Genomic DNA, 22,848 nt, shown 5'->3' with positions numbered 1-22,848 from the left:
TTGCCCCAATCGTCGTGTAACTTTATCTGCCCGTAGCTCAACCGGATAGAGCACCAGCCTTCTAAGCTGGGGGTTACAGGTTCGATTCCTGTCGGGCAGGCCAATAAATTCTCTATGGTGGCTGTAGCTCAGTTGGTAGAGTCCAGGATTGTGATTCCTGTTGTCGTGGGTTCGAGCCCCATCAGCCACCCCACTCCATTCTCTGTTTCTTTCAACTTGACTATCAGTAAGCTCAAAATTATTCCTGATTGATCCCTCTAGTTATCAATCCATCAAAGCTTTGTTTTTGGTAAAGTGCTCGAAAAAATCTCCGTCGAGCACATGAATACACATTCAAATTTGAAAAAATTTATACTAAGCCTGATTGATCTGACCAAAGTCAGAGATAGTCTCGCTTTGGACCCGGCATTTGAGGCTTGGCCAGAAGACGTTTACACCTGTTGTTATCATATTTAAATCAGGAGCACTTCAGTACCAATGTTTTAAGGCCACTGGCGGCGAGCTGCATACTTTCCCGCTACACAAATGGCGCATAAAAACGCTGTCTTGCTGATCCAGTTTTATCGGCAGAGGCCATTGCGCTGGTTGAGCAGTGTCTGGAAATTTCATCACTACGCAAAGTTGATTATTGAAAGCGAGCGCGATGCCTTGACCGGACTGCTCAATCGTAAAACCTTTGATCACTGTGTCAGCAAGATTTTGCTCAATGACTATAAGCCAGAATATCGATTCCTCCTGCACTATTATCTGGTTATTTTGTATCTGGTTATTTTGATATCGATTTTTTCAAAAAGATAAATGATACCTACGGGCACTTGATCGGTGATGAAGTTTTACTGCTGCTATCAAGGTTGATGCAGCAAACCTTTCGCGACGGTGACCTGCTTTTTCGCTTTGGTGGAGAAGCGTTTGTCGGCGTGTTCTCCTGCGCTGAAAAGCGTGACATCATCATGTTGCTAAACATGATTTCAACAAGCACTTATCCCTATACATTCCCGCAGGTTGGGCAAATCAGCATCAGTACCGGCTGTTGTAAAAAATGGTGCAGAATGTTTTACTGAACACGGAACTGGAACGCGCAGACGAAGCGCTTTGTCTGCGCAAAAAATCACGGCAGAAATCAGATTTGTTTCTATAAGGTGCTGGTAGTGCGTGGTTTGTTGTCGAAAGACTGTGCGATCACCGGCGAAATCGAGCTGTTCACAACTGTTTGTTGGGATGAACCTCTCTGAATTTATAGGTTGACAAAATATATTAATAATTATTAACATTGGTTAAATTTATAATTTAACAAACTGTCAGCGGTACCTTCAGGGGGAAATATGCGGACCAGTATTATGCTACTCATGTGCATAATTATGGCGGCCTGTACGAAACAGGCTGCCCCGCATATTTCCCCGTCAACTTTCCATTTGCCTGAAATTGATACTAATACCCGGGCTGACGCTACACTCCCTGATCTGCTTGAGGAGGTCGAAACAGAACGTATTGTACCTGCCAGCATCCCTTTAGCCAGTGCCAAGCCAACTACACTTGTTAATCTGATGGTGCACGATGCGCCTGTTCAAGAAGTGCTGCTAACACTCGCAAAAGAAGGTGGCGTCAATATGGATATTCATCCAGACCTCCACGGTAATATCACCATCCATGCAATTCAGCAGTCAATCCCGGCAATTTTGCTGCGCATAGCAAAACAAATCGACTTGCAATATGAGTGGGTAAATGGTGTATGGATGATTGCGCCGGATGCACCTGTCATCCGTAGTTACAGGGTCGGGTACGTCAACCAGTCCCGAGATACGGTTGGATATATTGGGGCTGCCAGCGAGATTGGAGGAACAGGCAGAAGCGCTGCCGGGGCTAATACTACCGGCAATCCAAATAATGCCCAAGGTAATACAAATAGTTCACGGACCAGCGTGTCCTCACAATCCCGCTATCATTTGTGGGAGAGTGTCGTTCGAAACATTCAGGAGTTGCTGGAGGTTACGGATCACTTATCCGCCATTGAGGTGGCAGATACCAAACCAGAGAAGTTGGCGATGTCTGACAAGTTGACAGACAGTGATGAAAAGACCCCACAGGTTGGATCAGCGATTTTGCAGTCCAATGCAATCAACTCAACACCCCCATTAATGAAAAATAAGACCGCCTCACGAGTGATTGCTAATCCTGAAGCTGGGGTTTTGACCATCCGAGCCTCAAAGCGTCAACATCAGCAGGTACGTGCTTACTTGCGCACTGTGATGCAAATTGTCACAAGGCAGGTACTCATTGAAGCTACGATTGTAGAAGTTGAGTTGGCAAAGAGTTATCAAATGGGGATTGACTGGGCGCGATTATCAAATGCAGCACAACAACGTGGCTGGTCAGTTGCTCAGTCATTTGGAAATAAGGCTGCAAGATTTAACTCTGAAACTGGAGCATGGGAAGCTAACAATAGCAAAAATGCTTTGGGTCAAAACAACGGTAATGTCGCATTGTTATTAACTTATCTAAACCCATTCAGTCGACTTGGTAATTTAAGCGCAAGTGTGACCTTGCTCGAGCAGTTTGGAAAAACACGTGTGTTATCGAGTCCGAAGCTGATGGTGCTCAACAATCAAACGGCCATGTTGAAGGTTGTAGACAACCTGGTTTATTTCACCATTCAATCGCAAATCTCCCAAAGCAGCAGTACGAATGGTGCGAACCTGCAGTCTGTAACGACGACCGCAAATACGGTGCCTGTGGGATTGGTGATGGCGGTGACAGCTCAAATAAACAGTCAGCGCAAAGTGAACTTAAGTGTACGACCTACAGTATCCAGAGTGCTACGTTATATCGAAGATCCCAATCCGCAGTTAGTCACCGGTACTGGCCGCATTGTCAGCAGCATTCCAGAAATTCAAGTGCGGGAAATGGAGTCGGTGCTCAATATCGCCAGTGGGCATGTTGCGATTCTTGGTGGTCTAATGCAGGAGGATGGCCGGGATTTAATTGACAGTGTACCGGGGGTGTCAGCATTGCCAGTGATTGGGCATGCCTTCAGAGGTAAAAATCAAGCAAGCAAGAAAACCGAGTTGGTTGTATTTTTGCGTCCCACTGTGATTGGCATCGCAGATGTCAATGCAGGGGACTTGCAGGTGTTTCAGTCGTTATTGCCAGAAGGAGGCTCTGGAGAGCAAGGCACTGATGAGGCAGGGCAGCGACAGCATGGGGATGATTAGCAGCCTAAGTGCAACTCGCTGGTTCCGCTCTTCGCGGCGGCCATTTATCTTGCATTCGGGAGGTACGCACATATTTCAATATTTGAATGGGGTGCTATTCGCAATATTCGGTTTGTTCGGATGGCTACAATTTATTGCAGTTGAAAATCAGCCTGTTCTCCAGGTTTCTACAAAGTTTGCAACGCAGTCAAACGCATCTTTTACGAAAAAAGGTGTAGTCGAAGTGGTTAAAAATGGACGATTCGATAGTTCTTCGATAAATAAAAATATAATATGGCCGAGCCTGTTTGCACTAAAAAAAGCCAAGTTAACACCCGAAGTCCCCGTCTATTTTGACCAACGAATCCCGGAGAGCAAGGCGGATATACGCCTTGCTGTCAGTCCTGCACGCTGGCAATTAGAGATGAAGCGTTCAATAGTGTCCGACAACCAATTGCAGCGCGCAATGTTGCGGGTACAGGATTATCTTGCAATAGCCGATGACATGATGGCGAGGCGGGCGTTGAATGATGTATTGCTTATGGATCCTTACCATGTTGAGGCATTGGATTTGATGATTGCATTACTGCAGCGCACGGGAGATGCCGAAAGCATGCAACATTATCAGGCGCGTTTACATCAACAACTACCGGTCATTGATGATGCATGGCGAGAGGCCTGGAATGACTGAAGCGCACAGTGCATCCACACAAGGCAAGCCAAGAATTGGTGAACGCATGCTCAGTCAAGGTATGGTGACTGTAGATCAATTGCAGATTGCCTTGATTGAGCAGCGCAAGCATGGCTTATTGCTTGGTCAGCAATTGGTGCGGCTCAATTTTGTCACTGAGGCACTGGTGCGTGATCTTTTGGCTAGTCAGCATGCGTATGACAGTATTGATCTAGGGCAGGTAATTCCTGATCCAGAAGTATTGGCGATGGTCCCCGAAGCCTTTGCCAGGCAATATCGATTGTTGCCATTAGAGTTCAGCGTTGATAACCGATCAGTCAGAGTGGCGATGGCCGATGTGTTTGATGTGATTGCTCTGGATCAGTTGCGCCAGCGATTGGGGCAGGATGTACAGCTTAAACCGCTACTGGCCACAGACGCGCAAATCGAGCAGGCACATGATAAGTTTTATGGGCACGCCTTGTCTCTGGAAGAAATCTTGCATGAAATAGAGACTGGGCAACTCACCCCCAAAGCCAGTTTAGAGATTGCACAGGGCCAGCAACCAGTAGTGCGGCTGGTCAATGCTATTTTGATTGACGCCGTAAAACAAGTGGCTTCTGATCTTCACTTTGAACCAGAGCGGGGTTTTTTACGAATTCGCTACCGGGTAGATGGTGTGTTATGGCAAATACGCAGCTTGCATGAGCGCTATTGGCCTGCAATGTGTGTGCGTCTCAAAATCATGGCAGGGCTGGATATTGCCGAACAGCGCTGTCCGCAAGATGGTCGTATGCATTTGTTGTTGTGCGGGCGTGAAATAGATTTTAGAGTGTCCAGCCAACCAACATTACATGGTGAAAATATTGTTTTGCGGGTGCTGGATAGAGAGAAGTCCATCATACCGTTATCACAAATGGGGTTACGCGCCCTGCAGTTAGAGCGTCTGCACGCGATGCTGGAAAAACCGGAAGGCATGATTGTCCTGACGGGTCCCACCGGGAGTGGAAAGACTACTACGCTATATTCACTGCTCAACCATCTCAACCATGAGCAGGTGAATATTATGACGCTGGAAGACCCGGTCGAGTATCCAGTGATGCAATTGCGTCAAACCTCGGTCAATGAAGCCAATAAAGTGAATTTTTCAGATGGTATTCGTGCCATTTTGCGTCAGGATCCTGACATTATTCTGGTTGGCGAAGTGCGAGATGAAGCTACTGCGTCAATGGCTTTGCGTGCAGCCATGACCGGACATTTGGTCATGACGACTTTGCATACCAACAGTGCACCTGCGGCGTTTACAAGATTACAGGATTTGGGGCTCAAGCCACAGTTAATTGCCGGTAACGTGATTGCTGTCATTGGGCAGCGTTTATTGCGACGATTGTGTATATATTGTAAACAAGGCGTTAAACCAGATGCTGAAAGGTTGCAGTGGCTGGCTGGCTGGGCAACCAATATGGGTATTTCAGTACCTGACATGCTTTATGAGGCCGTAGGTTGTGAGCATTGCCGTATGACAGGGTATCGCGGCCGCCTGGCGGTGATGGAGATTTTTGCGCTGTGTCCGGCCCTGGATGCCCTGTTACCAACAGCGCCCTCCTTGGCACAATTACAAGAATTGGCCCGTGTTAACGGCTATCACACATTGGCTGAAGAGGGCTTGTGCACTGTGTTGACAGGAGATGTCAGTTGGCAGGAGTTAAAGCGCGTCATTGATGTGAGTACTTTACTCAATACAGCACAATTGCCATGAAGCACTATCGCTACTCTGCAATTGACCTTCAAGGACGACATGTGCGGGGATGGATGATGGCAGAAAGTGAGCAAGCGTTAGCCGGGTTACTTTTGCAACAGGGACGAGAGCTTTTGACTGCGAGGGTTTCTACCAGGCAACGCAAAATAGCGGTCAGTGAGAAATGGCATTTGCTTATTGTTTTTTGTAGTCAGCTAGAACAGTTACTTCAAGCAGGAGTGCCTCTCTTACAAGCGCTGGAAGAATTGGCAACACATAGTGATCATTCTGTTTTTTCAAGTGCATTACAGACATTGCATCATGCTTTGCAGTCCGGCAAGCTGCTGTCACAAGCCATGCAGCAGCAGCCTGTAGTCTTCCCGCCACTGGTTTGCCAATTGGTAGCTGCTGGAGAACGTACCGGGCAATTGCCAGAAATTCTTGGACATTTGTCACATACATTGCAATGGCAAGCCGAGCTGCGGAGCCAGGTGCGGCGTGGACTCATTTACCCGGCCTTATTATGTGTGATGGTTGGCCTGGCTGCAGGCGTCATGCTCACCTTTCTGGTGCCGCAAATGGCTGGTTTTTTAAACAGTTTGGGTCAGACGCTGCCGTGGAGTACCCGCACATTGCTGGCACTCTCGTCCGGTATTAAAGCGTATGGACTTGTAATGCTGATTTTCATCCCTCTAATCTCCGTAATTGTGACCACTGTGATTCAACGCTCATCAACTTGGATGCTGCGGGCCGATAAGCTGCAATTACACTTGCCAGTGGTTGGCAAACTGTTGCATCAACTCGCATTGGCCAGACTTTGCCGTTATTTAGGTTTGATGTATCAAACTGGTATTCCATTGTTGCAAGCTTTGCAATGGTGCCAGCCCTTGCTGAATAACCGCTGGATGGCTTTGGCATTGTCAACGGTTGAACAGCGCGTGCATGCGGGTGCTGGCCTGGCAAGCAGCTTTGCGGAGGTTGGCTGTTTTTCTCCACTGATGATCCGCATGATCAAGATTGGGGAAACCACAGGCGCTCTGGATAAAACTTTAAAGCAACTCAGCGCGATTTATGACCATGAAGTGCAGCAGCAGCTGCATACATTGTTGCGGTTGCTTGAGCCTGTACTGACCATCATACTGGGTGCCATGCTGCTATTTTTAATGGCGGCAGTGATGCTGCCCGTCTATGACAGTTTTTCTAGCATCCATTACTAACATGGCCAGCACACATTTTTTGATAAACATCAGCGCGCATCAATGGCAAATTTTTCGCTGGCAGGGAAAAAAATGCTGTGAGTGCAGAAGCTTTGATCAGCCTGCCAAGCAGGATCAAACCTTACTTGCATGGTTGCAAAGTTACCCGCATTCGGTGGTTACGCTGTTAACTGACTTGGCTGAAGAACACTACCACATCGAAGTGTTACCCCATGTGCGTGGTCAAGCCAGAAAAGCACTATTGTTGCGCAAACTGGCTACTTGGCCGCCAGCAGCAGGATTCCATGCGGTCACCTGGCTGGACAGTCTGCAAGGGTTGCGCCGTGAAGACCGTTACTTATACACAGGTGTGTCGATGGACATGTGGCAGGGTGCCCTGCAATTGCTGCAACAACACTCGATTGCAGTCAGCGGTATTTATTTACAAACGACTTGTTTGTCTGGCTGGGTTGCATCCTTGTTACCCTCTGCCACCCAAGTATTATGTCTTCATGGCGCCATACAGCAATGTCGGCTTAGTTATGTCTATCAAGGCAAGCTTTTTTTCAGTCGTCAATTGCGATTGCCGGAGCATATGAATGAAGCTGTATTGATGAATGAAATCAATCAAACGCGCATGTACGTACAGCATCAGCGCTGGTTGAGCGAGGGTGAGCAGCTGGAGCTGTTGTGCATTACGGAAGACCCTGTGCTTGAGGGCATACTTTCTGCTGCCATAGTGCCTGCTGACACAAAGCAACATCTGGTGACTCCGTTTTCACTTTTTCAGCGACTGGGCTTGCCCATGCCCGATGTTGCCATTTCAGCCATGGCGTGGACGGCGATGCACGGTATGATGCATTCTCAGGCAGCTAATCATGCAACGTCAGAGTTATTATTTTCAGCCTGCCTGCAAAGAGTAAGGGGCCGGCTGTACTGGGCAACAATCAGTATTGCAATCATCGGTATGTTGGGTATGCTCAATATGTGGCAGCAGCAGCGGTTGCTGCAGCAATCCGTTACGTATCAACAACCATTAAATATTTCGGTAACGGATAGCCCTGTTGGAGCCTTCAACGATAAGGACCTGCCAGGTATGCAAGCGCTGGTGGATGCTGCACAAACACTGGTTGTCGCACAACGCACGCCGCAACATTTAATGCAAGCTTTGCAACAAGCCTGTACAAACATGCAAGCTTGGCAGTTGCACAAAGTGCAATGGCAATATGGCCCGCAAGAAAAAGGGCAACCCGTTGCTTCAACCGGTTGGCAAGAACAGGCATGGCTTGATTTTGTAAAGCGCGAAGGTATTTCCACCGAAGATGCACAGCAAGAGTGGGAGATGCTGCTGGCTACACTAGGCGCGCAACCGACTTTCATGCAGATGACATCAGGCTTGGTCAAGCCAGATATGCCGGAGGTTTCTGCTGAAGGCGATACCCGTTTACCCCGGAAAACTGTTTCTGTCAGGCGGCGATTACATGTATTACTAGCGTCGTCTGAGGCAGTGGAGATTTCCGTCAAAAGGTTACCATGAGCGGGCATTCGGTGTTGGTTGCATTACGTTGGCCACTGGGTATCTGGTTGCTGGTTACATTGCTCGCTGTGGCTGGCAATGTTGTTGCTCTGCAACGCTTGCTGGGAACCAGGCAGCAACTGGTGCAGCTGAATGTACATCTGCTGCAACAACAGGCGCATACTCGCCAGACGCAGCAACACGGGCAGTTGTATACCTTTTATCAGCAGCGCGCACAGCATTGGCGGGAAATTGGCCTCAGCGCAACCGCTGACCCGCTAGCCTGGCAAGATGCCACTTATCAGATACAGCAAGTATCTCGATTACCACATGTGCGTTATACACTGAAGAGTACTTTGTATGATGCTAGCCAACATTGGCCAGCGCCACGCTTGCCAGCGCCTTTGGGATTGCAGATCACGCCTGCGGTGATTTCCAGTGTTGGTATGCATGAAGCTGAATTGCTGCAATGGTTGCAGCAATTACAGGAATATTATGCTGAAGCCCTGATTGTCAGAGAGTGCACGTGGATTTTGTCCGACAATCAAACGGCAGTTGAGTCGCAATGCTTGTTGCACTGGATGCATTTGCCCTTTGACGAGTCAACGCAAAGCGAGGCGCGGTGAGCGTATCCCGTGACATGCAAAACGGTGTCGTTGTCTGGATCCTGTTGTTCATGCTTTCAACTGCGATGCTACTTACCCTGAGCAATGTTTTATCTGCCAGAAACCCCAAGCAGCAGGCCAGACTGCAAACATTGACCATGCTTGCTAACGCTGAGCAAGCCTTGCTGGCCTATGCCATGCAGCCATTGGGGACCACGCAATGTGCATTAAATTGCCCGCGCCCCGGAGATTTACCCTGCCCTGACCGAAACAATGATGGTGTTGCAGAAAGCAGTTGTAGCGGAGTGGGTACTCGCCTTGGACGATTGCCATGGAAAACATTGGGATTAGGCGATGTGCGCGATGCAAGTGGCGAGCGTCTATGGTATGCCGTTTCGGAGGCCTATAAAAATAATCCGCGGGTACTGCCTTTAAATACAGAGGCACCTGGAAGCTGGTATGTACTGAATGCAGAGTTTCCCGCACTGGACATCCCTCAAGTACAGGCGGTTGTGGCAGTATTAATTGCACCCATGCAACCGTTGACCAGAAGTGATGGCTGGTTGCAACAGCGTAAGCCGCAACAAAGTGATATTGCTAAAAACTATCTGGATATGGCTGCCACGTTAGACAATGCTGGTGCAATTGAAGCCAGCACTCTCGGGTTTGTCGCAGCGCAACCATCGGGCAATTTTAATGATATTGTGTGGCCAGTCACCGCAACGCGGATGCATCGAGCAATGCAGCAACAGGTCATGTTTGAATTGAAGCGCGCCTTGAATTGTAACGCCTCGTCTTGCAGCATATTGCCAACGCCAGCCGAGATCACAGATTCTGCCTGTTTGGGAAAATCCAGCCTGAGTGCGGGCAGTTGTTTGTCATCTGCCTCTTCTATTGGGCGTTTCCCGCTGGATTATCAGGCACATTGGCCGCTGGCAGCACAACATATACTGGATGGTGATGCCACTCACCACTGGTTTCAGCAAAATGGCTGGCGTGAGCAAGTGTTTTATTGGCCGCACGCTGGTGGCGCGCAACTGGTGGTCGCCGGAGAGCCGTTGCCTGGACAATCGCGTCAAACAGCGGCTGAAAAAAGCGTGCTTGCCCATTATGTTGAAGCGGCTACCTTTCAGTCTTTGGCGCCGGGTACGGTGGCATTGTCCACCGCAGTAGCCAACGACAGCATTGATACGGTGATTGCGCCATGAGCAATGCATATGATCAAGCGCCAGCCAGTGCTCAACGCCGCACACGGTTCAATGGCAGGCAGATGCTGCAAGGTTTTACATTGCTGGAGCTCGCAATTGCCGTGGTGATTTTAAGCTTGCTGAGTGGCTGGCTAATCACACCACTGCGTATGCATCTGTCGCAAGCGGCTTACCGTGAGACCGAGCAGCGCCTGCAAATCGCGCAGCAGGCATTGCTCGGGCATGCGGTGATCATGCATTATCTGCCGTGCCCGGATACGGATATGCCACCGGATGGCTGGGAAAATGTATTGGCTAACCAAAGCTGTCACAAAGATGAAGGCGTGTTGCCATGGCAGCAATTGAGTGTGCCAGCCACAGATGCTTGGGGCCGTTTTTTTCGCTATCGGGCAGATAGCACGTTTACTCATCATGGTGTGCGGTTCACCATCAGTCATGCCGAAAATGCCAGTGGCATAGAGGTCAGCGGAGAAACCGGGGCCACAACCAGTATCCCCAGCCGACCTGTTGCCATTGTACTGTCGCATGGCGAAAACGGGCTGGGTGGCATACAATCGGGGGCTGGGCAAGCTTATGCCATGGCCACCGCTCAATCTGCCGCAGAAATTGAAAATGCAGATGGCGACACCAGTTTTGTCGATCAGTCACAGCAGCATGCTGCCGGCTCTGTGTACGATGATGTGCTGGTCATGCTCTCGCCCAAGGTGCTGATTGCCACCATGGTGCAGGCGCAGCGCCTGCCATAACCACGGAAAGTGTATGCAAGACGAATTATTGTTACGTTACAGTCGGCATATTATGTTGCCGCAAATTGAATATGCAGGTCAGGAGACGCTTACGCAAAGCCATGCGCTGATTGTGGGGGCGGGCGGGCTGGGTGCGCCAGTCGCCCTGTATCTGGCAGCATCCGGTGTGGGTAGGTTGACCATTTGTGATTTTGACCAGGTGGATCTGACCAATCTGCAACGGCAGATCGTACATACCACCGCCTCGGTAGGCATGAATAAAGCCTTATCTGCCAAGGTCACGCTTGCGCAGCTTAATCCTGACGTGGCGGTCCAGACAGTGACTACACGCGCGACGCCAGAGGTATTTTCCGCATTGATTGCACAAGCGGATGTGGTGATTGACTGCTCGGATAATTTTGAAACCCGGTACACCTTGAACCGGCTATGTTTTGCCGCACAGAAGCCGCTGATCTCCGGCGCCGCCATTCGTTTTGAGGGGCAGCTCAGTGTGTTTGATTTCAGGCATGCTGAAACGCCCTGCTATCACTGCTTATATCCAGATGTGGGCGATGACCAGGCCTTGCGCTGTGCCGATAATGGGGTTTTCGCGCCACTGGTAGGCATGATAGGCACGGCGCAGGCGGCTGAAGCGATCAAGCTGTTATTGCATATCGGCCAGACCATGCAGGGCAGGCTGTTACTGTTGGATGCGTTGACGGCCGAGTGGCGGACGATCAGATTGTCGAAAGATCCGGCGTGCAAAGTGTGTGGAAATCCGCCTGCCTGACACGGCAGTCAGGCAGAGAATTTAACGTTAATTACTTTCCGCCGACCAGATTTTTGACAGCACTGACGATGTCACCCGGCAACACCACCAATTTACTGTTACTGGAGTCGGCCATTTTTTGCAGTGACTGGATATAGCGGTCACCCAGCAGGAAGGTGGCTGAGGTGTTGTTTTCTTTCACCGCCTCAGCGATCATTTTAATGGCTTCGGCAGAGGCATTGGCCGCCACCATTTGTGCTTCGGCATCTTTGCGTGCGGCTTCCAGTCTGGCCTCGGCATTTAAAATCAGCGATTGTTTGGCGCCTTCGGCCTCGGTGACGACGGCCACACGCTCACGTTCTGCGGCAGCTTGCCGCTCCATGGCCTCCTGCATGTTGTTCGAGGGTTTGATATCCTGAATTTCAACACTTTTTACAGTGAGGCCCCAGTCCAGCGCCTCGTCGGCAATCGCCTCTTTCAGTTCGGCCTTGATGCGGTCGCGCGAAGTCAGGGCCTGATTCAAGTCCATGCCGCCGATAATCGAACGCAGGCTGGTTTGCACCATATTGCGCATGGCTTCCCTGAAGTTTTCAATACCATAGACGGCGCGCTCAATATTGGTCACTTTGATAAAGGCCACTGCATTTGCCAAAATCACCGCATTGTCACGGGTAATCACTTCCTGTTCTGGCACATCCAGAATGATGTCTTTGGTAGTAACTTTATAGCTGACATTGCTGAAAATCGGGTTAATCACATGCAGGCCTGGTGTCAGGATGCCCGCAAATTTACCCAGCCGTTCAACGACCCACTCTTCGCCCTGCGGCACGATACGCACGCCTTTGATAATGGCGATCACCACCAACACAATAACAATAAAACTGACTCCGGTCATAACCACTCCCTGTGATAAATAGTGCGAACTAAATGTTTAGCGCGGGGCTACGCGCAAGCTGTTACCCTCTACCGCCACAATCGTGGCGGCCTGGTCTGCGGCAATCGGCGTATCCGCATAGGCAGTCCATTCTTTGCTGCCCAACACCCCCTGGCTAAAACGGATTTTGCCAGGCTGTTGTGGGGCGATGGCGACAATGACCACCCCTTCACGGCCAATTTCTTCACCTTGCGCCTGCCCGATACGCATGGAAGGCCGGTGTTTTTCGTATTTACGCATGGCTGCCAGTGCAATGGCAGACAACACTGCATAATTCAACGCTTGCAAAGCCAGCGGCATGTCGGGAAACACGCCACAGAGTATGGCCATCACGAGGGCCGCAATGCCTAACCATAAAAAATACAGGGTACCGCTCGTCATTTCCAGGCATAACAGCACCAGGCCCAGGCCACACCACCACCAAAGCGTGTTCATGCGCGAATCCTTCCTTACTAAATTTGCAGGCCATAGTATCATTAGTTGAATCAAAAGGGTGTGTGATGAAAACCATAACGCATATCAAACTCGCCACTGCACGTGAGGAGCGCCTGCAGCAAATCGACACGCTGTTTCCAGATGCGGCCGGGCCGGACCTGGGCGCAGAATGGCAGGGCGGTCGCGCTGCTGCATTGGCCCTGCTAGCCGCCGCAGATGCGCAGGCCTACGCCAGGACACGCAATCATTTGTCTGGGGCGGTGACCCATTTATCGCCTTATATCCGCCATGGCTGCCTCAGCTTGCAGGAGGTGATCAGCGACATCTTGACGCGGTTTGGCGCCGCCTCAGCCAAGCTGGTTTCTGAGCTGGCTTACCATGCCTATTTCCGGCAGGTGTGGCATCGCTATGGTGAGGCCATTTTGCACGAAATGGAGGTGCCAAAAGTGCCGCTGGGCCAGCGCCCGTTGCCTGCGTATGTCACCCAGGGCATCACCGGCCTGGTGTGTATGGACGAAGTGGTGCGTGACTTGGTGCGCGATGGGTATGTGCATAACCATGCCCGCATGTGGTTTGCCGCCTACCTGGTACACTGGCTCAAAGTGGATTGGCGTGAGGCCGCGGACTGGTTCGAGGCGCTTTTGCTGGATGGTAACCTGGCCTCCAACCATCTTTCCTGGCAATGGGTGGCGTCCAGTTTTAGCCACAAGCCGTATTTCTTCAATCGTGAAAGCATGCAGCAATTTGGCGGTGAGCGCTATTGCCAGCAGTGCAAAGTCCGCTGCCCGTTTGATGCCGACTATGCCACGCTGGAGCACACCCTGTTTACGCCCGATGCGGTACCCACGCCCATCATGCTTGAGGCTTCAAGCAAAGCATCTACGCTTACAGCACCTCCGGCGCGGCGCATGTCTAGTGCAGGTAGCCAGGCCATGATCTGGGTGCACGATGAAATCCTATCGCCCACCCATCCTTTGCAAACCGATGGCCGCCCAAGCGTCTTTGTGTTCGACCCGCAGCTATACGGCCACTGGCCGCGCAAACGCCTGCAGTTTATGGCCGATTGCCTGGTAGAAATGCCCAATGTAGAGACCTGGGCAGGCAATACAGCCGAGGTATTCAGTCACCTGGGTGCCAGCAGCATCGTCACGCAAGAGACACCGCAACCGTTGCTGAAACAGGCGGTTGCTGGCTGGCCGGTAGAGTGGCAAACCGAACCTGCGCTCACGGCCAGGGTATTAGAGTCGCATGACCTCATGCGCTTTAGCCGTTACTGGAAAAAGGCCGGGCCTGACATCATGCAGCAGACAGAAAACGGTTAAATCAACCGCCAGATCACAATAAAAAACAGCATGGGTTGCGCCATGCTGTCTATATGTGCTACTTAAAATCAGAAACCCGTTAAGCGTGCTGTTTGCGTCGGCGTGCAACCCCGGCAATGCACGCCAGGCCAGTGAGCAATAGCGCTGCATTTTCAGGTTCTGGCACAGCCGATGCGGTGATCGCCTGGTTGGTAAATACGCTGCCATTCAGGTCCGCATCGGTAAACTTGAACACAAAAAAATTGTTGGTGCCAGACGTGCCCGGCAGGAAGTCATTGTCATTCGCAACGTATAATGTATGGTAAAGCACGCCACCTTCGGTAATATCTTGCCCGAAGGTTATGCCTTCCAGTTTTGACGGGATATTGGTATTGGCAATGCCCGCCGCAGTCAGCGCAGATTTCAAATCAAGAAACAATGTTTTTTGTACGGCATAGCCCAACAGGTTGGCCTGGCCGCTAATGCCTGCACCGCCATTCAATGCGCCGATATCCACCGCCTGATCGCCACTGACGCCGTCACCGTTGGCATCATTCAAGTCGATCTTGTAGATGCGTTTGACATCGGCCTTGGAGTCGTCGCCCAGCCCTTTGCCATCGCGTTCCAGCACCAGAAAGGTATGGTCATTCACGGCCAGAATCTCGCTGCTATTGTAGGATTTGCTTTTTTCCGACAGATAGTTATCAAATACATACTGCTTGGTGGCGCCGGTTTGTGTGTCTATTGTCACCAGGCGGTTGGCACGGCCACCATCACCGCCATCCTGAATCAGCGGGCTTTGCTCAAACCCGACCAGTGTGGTGCCATCAGGCGTAATCGCCAGACCTTCCATGCCTTTGTTGGCCACGCGGCCGCTGCTGTTGCCGCTGATTTCATTGGCGCCCTGGCTGCTCAGATTGTTTGCAGTAAAGGCAGCAGGCAAGCTGTAGACATTGGTTCTTGCCCCTGTTGCACGGTCAAACTGGTACACATACGGGCCATATTCATCACTGATGTACACGCTTTTGCCGTCATTAGACACACGAATCGCCTCCGGGTCGAAACGGCCATTATCGGGGTTGCTGGAGTTGCTGCCTGCTAAAAAGTTGTCAGAACGGCCATTGAAATAATATTTACCTGCGTTGATGGTGGCGCCGCTACCCAAGGTGTAGTTGTTACCGCCCACAGCGCCCGTGCCTGCTGCACCAGTGCCATAGTTGAGGGCCGTGTTGCTGTAAAGCAGTGTGGTGCCGGTGAGGGTTGGGGTCAGGCTGTAACTGTAGCTGCCTGCATTGAATGTCTGAGTCAAGTCGAGCTTCAAGGTTTGAAAGCGCGAAATATAAGAGGTGGTGTTGTCTACCAGCGGATTGTAGGTGGCAGCATTGGGGCCGCGATCAGGCAATGCCAGGAAGGTGTTGCCACCGGCCCAGGCCAGGCCTGAACCCATACCGCCCAATACGTTTTGCTGGTCTACACCATTTTCAAGCATGCCAGAAAAAGAGGATAAATCAGTGCTGCCAGACAAGGTGCCTAACGCAATCAATGAAGGGCTGGCATGCGCCAGTGAAGGTAAAGCCAGGGAAATCGCCACAGTCATGGCGGCTAATTTAAAAGTCATCTCAACGCTCCAGAATGAAAAAATCCTGTTTAAATTAATCGTTCACGGTGAATTAAATATGACAGGACTAGCGCAGCACGCCGGTGAGCACCAGATGAAGCGGTCGCCTGTGGTAAAATCCCGCGCATGACTACTTCTACACAAAACGCCCAAACACCCCGCGAACTCGCCAAATCCTTTGACCCCAAAGCCATTGAAAGCCAGTGGTATGCATTCTGGGAGGGCAAAGGCTATTACGCCGCCGGCATGAACCCCGAAGTGCAGGACAACTTCTGTATCTTGCTGCCCCCGCCCAACGTCACCGGCACGCTGCATATGGGCCATGGCTTTAACCAGACCATTATGGACGCACTGACCCGCTACCACCGCATGCGTGGTGACAACACGCTGTGGCAACCGGGCACCGACCACGCCGGTATTGCTACGCAGATTGTGGTCGAGCGCCAGCTCGATGCGCAAGGCATTTCCCGCCACGACCTCGGCCGCGAAAAATTCCTCGAAAAAGTCTGGGAATGGAAAGAATACTCTGGCGGCAGCATCACCAAACAAATGCGTCGTCTGGGTACTTCACCTGACTGGAGCCGCGAGCGTTTTACCATGGACGCAGGCCTCAACAAAGTGGTCACCGAGAGCTTTGTGCGCCTGTACAACGAAGGCCTGATTTACCGTGGCAAACGCCTGGTCAACTGGGATGTCAAGCTGGGCACCGCCGTGTCTGACCTCGAAGTGGTGCAGGAAGAAGAAGATGGCTTTATGTGGCATATCAACTATCCTTTAGTGGAGCAAGATACAGTTAAAGGATTAACGCATTTAACCGTGGCTACAACTCGACCTGAAACCATGCTGGGTGATGTGGCTGTAATGATTCACCCTGAAGATGAGCGCTATAAACACTTGGTAGGTAAATTTGTAAAGCTACCTTTATGTGATAAACCAATTCAAATTATCCAAGATGAATATGTTGATAAAGAATTTGGTACAGGGGTGGTGAAAGTGACGCCTGCGCATGACTTTAATGACTATGCGGTGGGGCAGCGTCATGGCTTAAAGCCAATTAGCATACTAACATTGGATGGCAAGGTAAAAGCTGACATATTTGATGACTTCGTTGAGCATAATAAAAACATAGCTCCTAACCAAGATGGTATTAAGGCAAATCCAAGACCTATAATGGGTGAAAGAACGGTAAATTTAATTCCAACGAAATATAGAGGATTAGACCGTTTTGATGCTCGCAAGCAAATCGTTGCCGATTTAGAAGCCCAAGGTTATTTAGTCAAAATCGAAAAACACAAACTCAAAGTGCCACGTGGCGACCGTACTGGCGTGGTGATTGAACCCATGCTCACCGACCAATGGTTTGTTGCCATGAGCAAACCGGGTATAGATGGCAAGAGCATTACCGAAAAAGCACTGGAAGTGGTGGCTGATGGTCAAATTAGGTTTTACCCAGAAAACTGGGTCAATACTTACAACCAGTGGCTCAACAATATTCAAGACTGGTGTATTTCACGCCAGTTGTGGTGGGGTCATCAAATCCCGGCCTGGTATGGTGACAGTGGTCAGGTGTATGTGGCGCATGATGAAGCCGAAGCGAAAGCCATGGCCGCCAAAGATGGATACAGCGGCAACTTGATGCGTGACAATGATGTACTGGATACCTGGTATTCCTCCGCCCTGTGGCCGTTCTCGACGCTGGACTGGACTGGTGATAACGCCATCGACGCGCAGAATCAGGCCTTGCAACAATATTTGCCTTCCAGCGTGCTTGTTACCGGCTTTGACATCATCTTCTTCTGGGTCGCACGTATGGTGATGATGACCAAGCATCTGACCGGCAAAATCCCGTTCAAGCATGTGTATGTGCATGGCCTGATCCGTGATGCCGAAGGCCAGAAAATGTCCAAGTCCAAGGGCAATGTGCTGGACCCGATAGACCTGATTGACGGTATTGGCTTGGATGATTTAATCAAAAAACGCACCACGGGCCTGATGAACCCCAAAGATGCGGAAAAAATCGAGAAGCGCACGCGCAAGGAATTCCCCGAAGGCATTGCTGCGTATGGCACGGATGCATTGCGCTTTACTTTTGCCGCACTGGCCAGCCCCGGCCGGGATATCAAATTTGATTTGCAACGCTGTGATGGCTACCGAAACTTCTGCAACAAACTGTGGAACGCCACGCGCTTTGTGTTGATGAACACCCAGAAAGAGGATGGAACGCCCCAGGATAACGGTTTTGGCGCCGAGAGTTGCGAGGCTGGTGGCCGTAAATTCAGCCAGGCAGACCGCTGGATCGTCAGCCTGCTGCAACGCACCGAAGCCGAAGTCGAACGTGCATTTAACGATTACCGCTTTGACTTGGCCGCCAAGGCCATCTATGAGTTTGTCTGGGACCAGTATTGCGACTGGTACCTGGAAATCGCCAAGGTACAAATCCAGGGCGGCAGTGAGGCTGAGCAACGTGCGACGCGCCGTACACTGCTGCGCGTACTCGAAACCATTTTGCGTTTGGCGCATCCGATCATTCCGTTTATTACCGAAGAAATCTGGCAAACCATCGCCCCGATGACCGAACTGAAAGACAAGTCGCGCGGCACCGAAAGCATCATGTTGCAGGCCTACCCCCAAGCCGATCTGGAAAAAATCGATGAGCAGGCTGAAGCATGGGTCGCCACACTGAAAAATGCAGTGGAAGCCTGCCGTAGCCTGCGTGGCGAGATGGGCATTTCACCTGCGGCCAAAGTGCCGCTGATTGCTGCTGGCGATGCCGCGCAACTGGCGGCGTATGCGCCTTACCTGAAGTCACTGGTCAAGCTGGAAAGCGTCGAGATTGTGGGCGAACTACCAGAGGCCGATGCGCCCGTGATGCTGGCGGGTGACTTCAAACTCATGCTCAAAGTCGAGATTGATGTGGCGGCTGAAAAAGAGCGCCTGGGCAAGGAAATCGCCCGAATGCAAGGTGAAATTACCAAGGCCAATGGCAAATTGGGCAATGAAAGCTTTGTCGCCCGTGCCCCGGCCGCCGTGGTTGAGCAGGAAAAAGCCCGTCTCGCCGAGTTCAGCGCCAATCTGGAAAAACTGCAGGCGCAGTTGGGCAAATTGAAATAAGGGTGTCATGCTGCGCGGCATATGTTGCGCTGGCCGCATACATCCGAGAACTTCCTTATATGCGGCATACGCCATATGGGGGTATGCCGTTTTGCATGATTTCCAGTTTCCGAGACCGATATGAATAATCCAGAAGAGGCTGTGATTGACGAGGTGATGTGCACATGCAGCGGCACCACCCGCGGCATGATTTATGACCTGGTCATGCAGGGCAAAAATATTGAAGCCATTTCGCGGTATTCGGGGGCGCTTTCCGGGTGTGGCGGCTGTGAGTGGGAGATTGGCGAGTTTGTCAAAGCGCTGCAGGCCACGCAAGATGAGATCAACCCGGAAAGCTAGTGTGTACGCGATGTGTTATTCTTGGTCCATGATTAACTCGACGCATTGTTAACGCGCGGCATATAAGTTTGTGCCGAGCGATGTTTGGCAGGGCAATACCGTCTTGCTGAATATACGTTTTATTTGCAGGCCAGCCAGTGCATTGGCATATTTCCTGCATCCCCAGTCACTATAACAATAAATTTACCAAGGAGTTGTAGTGGCTATTCGTGTTGCTTTGCATCATCGCACCCGTTATCAATTTGACCGTCTGGTTAAACTCTCGCCGCATGAAGTCCGCCTGAAACCTGCTGCGCATGCGCGTACGCCGATTTTGTCCTACTCCTTATCCGTCAAGCCAGACAAGCACTTTATCAATTGGCAGCAAGACCCTTACGGCAACTATATTGCCCGCTATGTATTCCCCGAAATGGTGCGTGAGCTGGAGTTCACGGTCGATTTGGTGGCAGACATGACGGTGATTAATCCGTTTGATTTTTTTGTGGAAAAATCTGCCGAGTACTATCCGTTTCAATATACCGAGCAGCAGGCTTTTGAGCTGACCGCTTATTTGCAGGCAGAGCCTGCAGGACCTTTGCTGGCCGCATGGATGGTCAGCATGCGCGAGGCGCTGGTCAAGCCTGAAGCGGGGATTGTGGATTTTCTGGTCGCGGTTAACCAGCGCTTGCAGGCAGATATCGGCTATCTGGTGCGCATGGAGCCCGGCATTCAAACCGCCGAAGAAACCCTGCAAAAACGCACAGGCTCTTGTCGTGATTCGGCCTGGTTGCTGGTACAAATCATGCGTCATCTGGGTCTGGCAGCCCGCTTTGTGTCCGGTTACCTGATTCAGCTCAAGGCCGATGTGGCCGCGCTGGATGGCCCCAGTGGCACTGACATTGATTTTACAGATTTGCATGCCTGGACCGAAGTCTATATTCCCGGTGCCGGTTGGGTCGGGATGGATCCGACTTCCGGCCTGCTGGCCGGAGAAGGCCATATTCCACTGGCCTGTACTGCCATTCCCTCTTCGGCAGCGCCGGTGACCGGCTTTACCGATATCGCTGAAGTCGAGTTCACGCATGAAATGGCCGTGACGCGGATACACGAAGACCCTCGTGTCACCAAACCTTACAGCGAAGAAGATTGGCAGGCGATTCTCCGCTTGGGTGATCAAGTGGATGTGGACTTGCACACACACGATGTGCGGTTGACGCAAGGTGGCGAGCCGACCTTTGTCTCAATTGATGATATGGAAGGGGCGCAATGGAACACCGAAGCCCTGGGTGAGCACAAGCGACAACTGGCGGGGGAGTTGGCCCTGCGCCTGAAGTCTGATTTTGCCGACAATGGTTTTGTGCATTATGGACAGGGGAAATGGTATCCGGGTGAACCGCTGCCGCGCTGGGCCATTAATATGTACTGGCGGCCGGATGGTCTGCCTGTCTGGCACGATGCCAGTCTGTTCTCGCCTGATGGAAAATCTGAAGGATACGGCGTAGCCGAGGCGGAACGGTTTGTCATGCATCTGGCCGATCTGCTGGGCTTTCCCAAAGCCTGCGTGATTGCTGCCTATGAAGATGTCATGACACTGGTGCAACAAGAGCAGCAGTTGCCAGAAAATATCGACCCGCTCAAGGTCAATTTAAAAGACAGCACAGAGCGCAAGCGCTTGGCCAATGTGCTCAATAGCGGGCTGGAGGCCGTGGTGGGGTTTGTGATGCCCCTCAAGCCAGATGAAGAAAAACCTGCCGGCGAGTGGCTGACCAGCAAGTGGCCGTTACGGCGTGAGCATTTATACCTGTTAGGCGGCGATTCTCCAATGGGGTTGCGTTTGCCGCTGGCTTCATTGCCATGGCAATTGCCTGAGGATGTTGAACCTGCTTTTCCAGTGGACCCTTTCGAACAGCAGGCACCGCTAAAGGCCGCCAATACCCCCGCGGTGCGCAGCAAGCACAAAACCACACAACCGCTTGCGCGTGAAGTGGTGCACACCGCATTGTGCGTGCAGGTGCGCGAGGGCCGTTTGCATGTCTTTATGCCACCTGTCACCCGTCTCGAAGACTATCTGGATTTACTCAATGCCATCGAACAAACCGCCAGCGATTTAAATCTCAAATTGCGGCTAGAGGGTTACACACCGCCTCGCGACAGTCGCCTGAAGCTGCTGAGTGTGACGCCGGATCCCGGCGTGATCGAGGTGAATATTCACCCGGCCAATACCTGGAAGGAGTTGGTGGGGAACGTTAGCGTGTTGTACGAAGAGGCGCGCTTGTGTCGACTAGGCACTGAGAAGTTCATGCTGGATGGACGACATACCGGCACCGGCGGTGGCAACCATGTCACACTGGGCGGGGCCACGGCCGCCGACAGCCCGATGTTGCGTCGCCCCGATGTGCTGCGCAGCCTGATTACCTACTGGCAAAACCATCCTGCGCTCTCTTACCTGTTTTCGGGGACATTTATCGGGCCCACCAGTCAGGCACCGCGGGTGGACGAAGCGCGCGATGACAACTTATATGAGCTGGCGATTGCCTTTCAGCAAATGGAAAAAGCCTTGCCTTCTGGCGAGGAGAGTGCGCAGCCGTGGCTGGTGGACAGGTTGTTGCGTAATTTGCTGGTCGATTTGACCGGCAATACCCACCGTTCCGAGTTTTCGATTGACAAGCTGTATTCGCCGGATGGTCCGACCGGCAGGCTGGGGCTGGTGGAGTTTCGTGCTTTTGAAATGCCGCCGCATGCGCGCATGAGTTTGCTACAAAGCCTGCTGTTACGTGCGCTGGTGGCGCGTTTCTGGAAAACGCCCTACACCGGAAAACTGGTGCATTGGGGCACCGAGTTGCACGACCGCTGGATGCTGCCACATTTTGTGGCGCAAGACATTGCCGACGTGGTGGACGATTTGCGCGAGGCAGGCTATGCCTTTGAAAAACGCTGGTTTGAGCCTTTTGTCGAGTTTCGTTTTCCGCGCTATGGCACGGCCGCTTATCACGGGATAGAAATGGAGCTGCGGCAGGCGATAGAGCCGTGGAATGTGCTGGGCGAGGAAATGTCTGGCGGTGGCACGGCGCGCTATGTGGATTCATCGGTTGAACGTATGCAATTGCGCGTGCGTGGCCTTACCGATGGGCGCCATGTGGTGACCTGTAATGGCCGTCCGTTGCCTTTGCAGCCTACCGGTCAGGCGGGGGAGTATGTGGCAGGCGTCCGCTTCCGCGCCTGGAGCCCCTGGTCTGCCTTGCATCCTACCATTCCGGTGCAAGCGCCACTGGTGTTTGATCTGGTGGATAGCTGGAGCCAAAAATCGCTGGGCGGCTGCACTTACCATGTGTCGCATCCCGGCGGACGTAATTACAACACGTTTCCGATCAACGCCAATGAGGCCGAGGCCAGACGCTTTACCCGCTTTTGGGCGCACGGGCATACGCCAGGCAAAGTCGAGGTTAAACCGGAGGTTGCCAATCCGCGTTTTCCATTGACCCTAGACCTGCGCTGGCAAGCCATTTAAACTAGCAT

General features: G+C 51.7%; 18 protein-coding genes and 2 tRNA genes. 17 read left to right on the top strand and 3 right to left on the bottom strand.

Translation table 11 applies throughout. From position 1 onward, the window contains the following. Nucleotides 1–26: 26 nt before the first annotated feature. From Q9291_RS08395 to Q9291_RS08335, 13 genes are all read left to right on the top strand, one after another. Nucleotides 27–103, top strand: a tRNA-Arg gene (locus Q9291_RS08395). 14 nt (nucleotides 104–117) lie between these two features. Beyond that, nucleotides 118–193 (top strand) — tRNA-His (locus Q9291_RS08390). 332 nt (nucleotides 194–525) lie between these two features. Beyond that, nucleotides 526–798, top strand: a complete 273-nt coding sequence (locus Q9291_RS08385) for a hypothetical protein (RefSeq protein WP_306389591.1) — start codon at nucleotides 526–528, stop codon at nucleotides 796–798. Between the two features lie 17 nt (nucleotides 799–815). Next, a complete protein-coding gene (locus Q9291_RS08380) occupies nucleotides 816–1,061 on the top strand; it encodes a diguanylate cyclase domain-containing protein (protein ID WP_306389590.1) in 246 nt (81 codons plus the stop codon). A gap of 297 nt (nucleotides 1,062–1,358) precedes the next feature. Then, nucleotides 1,359–3,209, top strand: a complete 1,851-nt coding sequence (locus Q9291_RS08375; protein ID WP_306389589.1) for a type II secretion system protein GspD — start codon at nucleotides 1,359–1,361, stop codon at nucleotides 3,207–3,209. After that, nucleotides 3,196–3,879 (top strand): hypothetical protein, encoded by a 684-nt coding sequence (locus Q9291_RS08370; RefSeq protein WP_306389588.1) that lies wholly within the window; start codon nucleotides 3,196–3,198, stop codon nucleotides 3,877–3,879. The genes Q9291_RS08375 and Q9291_RS08370 overlap by 14 nt, the downstream gene beginning before the upstream one ends. After that, complete coding sequence (locus tag Q9291_RS08365) at nucleotides 3,872–5,617, top strand: GspE/PulE family protein (RefSeq protein WP_306389587.1); 1,746 nt, start codon at nucleotides 3,872–3,874, stop codon at nucleotides 5,615–5,617. Before Q9291_RS08370 ends, Q9291_RS08365 begins: the two co-directional genes overlap by 8 nt. Beyond that, complete coding sequence (locus Q9291_RS08360) at nucleotides 5,614–6,813, top strand: type II secretion system F family protein (protein ID WP_306389586.1); 1,200 nt, start codon at nucleotides 5,614–5,616, stop codon at nucleotides 6,811–6,813. The genes Q9291_RS08365 and Q9291_RS08360 overlap by 4 nt, the downstream gene beginning before the upstream one ends. A 1-nt stretch (nucleotide 6,814) precedes the next feature. Continuing rightward, a complete protein-coding gene (locus tag Q9291_RS08355; RefSeq protein ID WP_306389585.1) occupies nucleotides 6,815–8,329 on the top strand; it encodes a hypothetical protein in 1,515 nt (504 codons plus the stop codon). Beyond that, complete coding sequence (locus Q9291_RS08350) at nucleotides 8,326–8,934, top strand: hypothetical protein (protein ID WP_306389584.1); 609 nt, start codon at nucleotides 8,326–8,328, stop codon at nucleotides 8,932–8,934. The genes Q9291_RS08355 and Q9291_RS08350 overlap by 4 nt, the downstream gene beginning before the upstream one ends. Beyond that, on the top strand, nucleotides 8,931–10,121 hold the full coding sequence (locus tag Q9291_RS08345) for a hypothetical protein (RefSeq protein WP_306389583.1): 1,191 nt from the start codon (nucleotides 8,931–8,933) through the stop codon (nucleotides 10,119–10,121). Before Q9291_RS08350 ends, Q9291_RS08345 begins: the two co-directional genes overlap by 4 nt. After that, complete coding sequence (locus tag Q9291_RS08340) at nucleotides 10,118–10,867, top strand: type II secretion system protein (protein WP_306389582.1); 750 nt, start codon at nucleotides 10,118–10,120, stop codon at nucleotides 10,865–10,867. Before Q9291_RS08345 ends, Q9291_RS08340 begins: the two co-directional genes overlap by 4 nt. A 13-nt stretch (nucleotides 10,868–10,880) precedes the next feature. Continuing rightward, a complete protein-coding gene (locus Q9291_RS08335) occupies nucleotides 10,881–11,636 on the top strand; it encodes a HesA/MoeB/ThiF family protein (RefSeq protein WP_306389581.1) in 756 nt (251 codons plus the stop codon). A 31-nt stretch (nucleotides 11,637–11,667) separates the two neighbouring features. On the opposite strand, the gene Q9291_RS08330 is transcribed toward Q9291_RS08335, so the two are convergent. Together Q9291_RS08330 and Q9291_RS08325 are read right to left on the bottom strand one after the other, a co-directional pair. Next, nucleotides 11,668–12,510 carry an SPFH domain-containing protein gene (locus tag Q9291_RS08330; RefSeq protein ID WP_306389580.1) on the bottom strand — a complete coding sequence of 281 codons (843 nt, stop codon included), beginning with the start codon at nucleotides 12,508–12,510 and terminating at the stop codon, nucleotides 11,668–11,670. 36 nt (nucleotides 12,511–12,546) lie between these two features. Beyond that, a complete protein-coding gene (locus tag Q9291_RS08325) occupies nucleotides 12,547–12,984 on the bottom strand; it encodes an NfeD family protein (protein WP_306389579.1) in 438 nt (145 codons plus the stop codon). A 65-nt stretch (nucleotides 12,985–13,049) separates the two neighbouring features. On the opposite strand from Q9291_RS08325, the gene Q9291_RS08320 reads away from it, so the two are divergent. Next, the gene (locus Q9291_RS08320; RefSeq protein ID WP_306389578.1) at nucleotides 13,050–14,306 is read left to right on the top strand and encodes an FAD-binding domain-containing protein; all 1,257 of its coding nucleotides are present in this window, start codon (nucleotides 13,050–13,052) and stop codon (nucleotides 14,304–14,306) included. A gap of 79 nt (nucleotides 14,307–14,385) precedes the next feature. Here the strand turns inward: Q9291_RS08320 and Q9291_RS08315 are convergent, their stop codons facing one another. Then, on the bottom strand, nucleotides 14,386–15,903 hold the full coding sequence (locus Q9291_RS08315) for an esterase-like activity of phytase family protein (RefSeq protein WP_306389577.1): 1,518 nt from the start codon (nucleotides 15,901–15,903) through the stop codon (nucleotides 14,386–14,388). Nucleotides 15,904–16,029: 126 nt separating this feature from the next. On the opposite strand from Q9291_RS08315, the gene Q9291_RS08310 reads away from it, so the two are divergent. The 3 genes from Q9291_RS08310 (at nucleotide 16,030) to Q9291_RS08300 (ending at nucleotide 22,840) form a co-directional block, all read left to right on the top strand. Beyond that, nucleotides 16,030–19,014 (top strand): valine--tRNA ligase, encoded by a 2,985-nt coding sequence (locus tag Q9291_RS08310; RefSeq protein ID WP_306389576.1) that lies wholly within the window; start codon nucleotides 16,030–16,032, stop codon nucleotides 19,012–19,014. A 120-nt stretch (nucleotides 19,015–19,134) separates the two neighbouring features. Then, complete coding sequence (locus Q9291_RS08305) at nucleotides 19,135–19,353, top strand: (2Fe-2S)-binding protein (RefSeq protein ID WP_306389575.1); 219 nt, start codon at nucleotides 19,135–19,137, stop codon at nucleotides 19,351–19,353. Nucleotides 19,354–19,552: 199 nt separating this feature from the next. Next, a complete protein-coding gene (locus Q9291_RS08300; RefSeq protein WP_306389574.1) occupies nucleotides 19,553–22,840 on the top strand; it encodes a transglutaminase family protein in 3,288 nt (1,095 codons plus the stop codon). The last annotated feature ends 8 nt before the right edge of the window (nucleotides 22,841–22,848 follow it).

This window comes from Methylophilus aquaticus, from assembly GCF_030769565.1.
Classification (GTDB): Bacteria; Pseudomonadota; Gammaproteobacteria; order Burkholderiales; family Methylophilaceae; genus Methylophilus; species Methylophilus aquaticus.
This window is presented reverse-complemented; position numbering and strand designations above follow the sequence as displayed.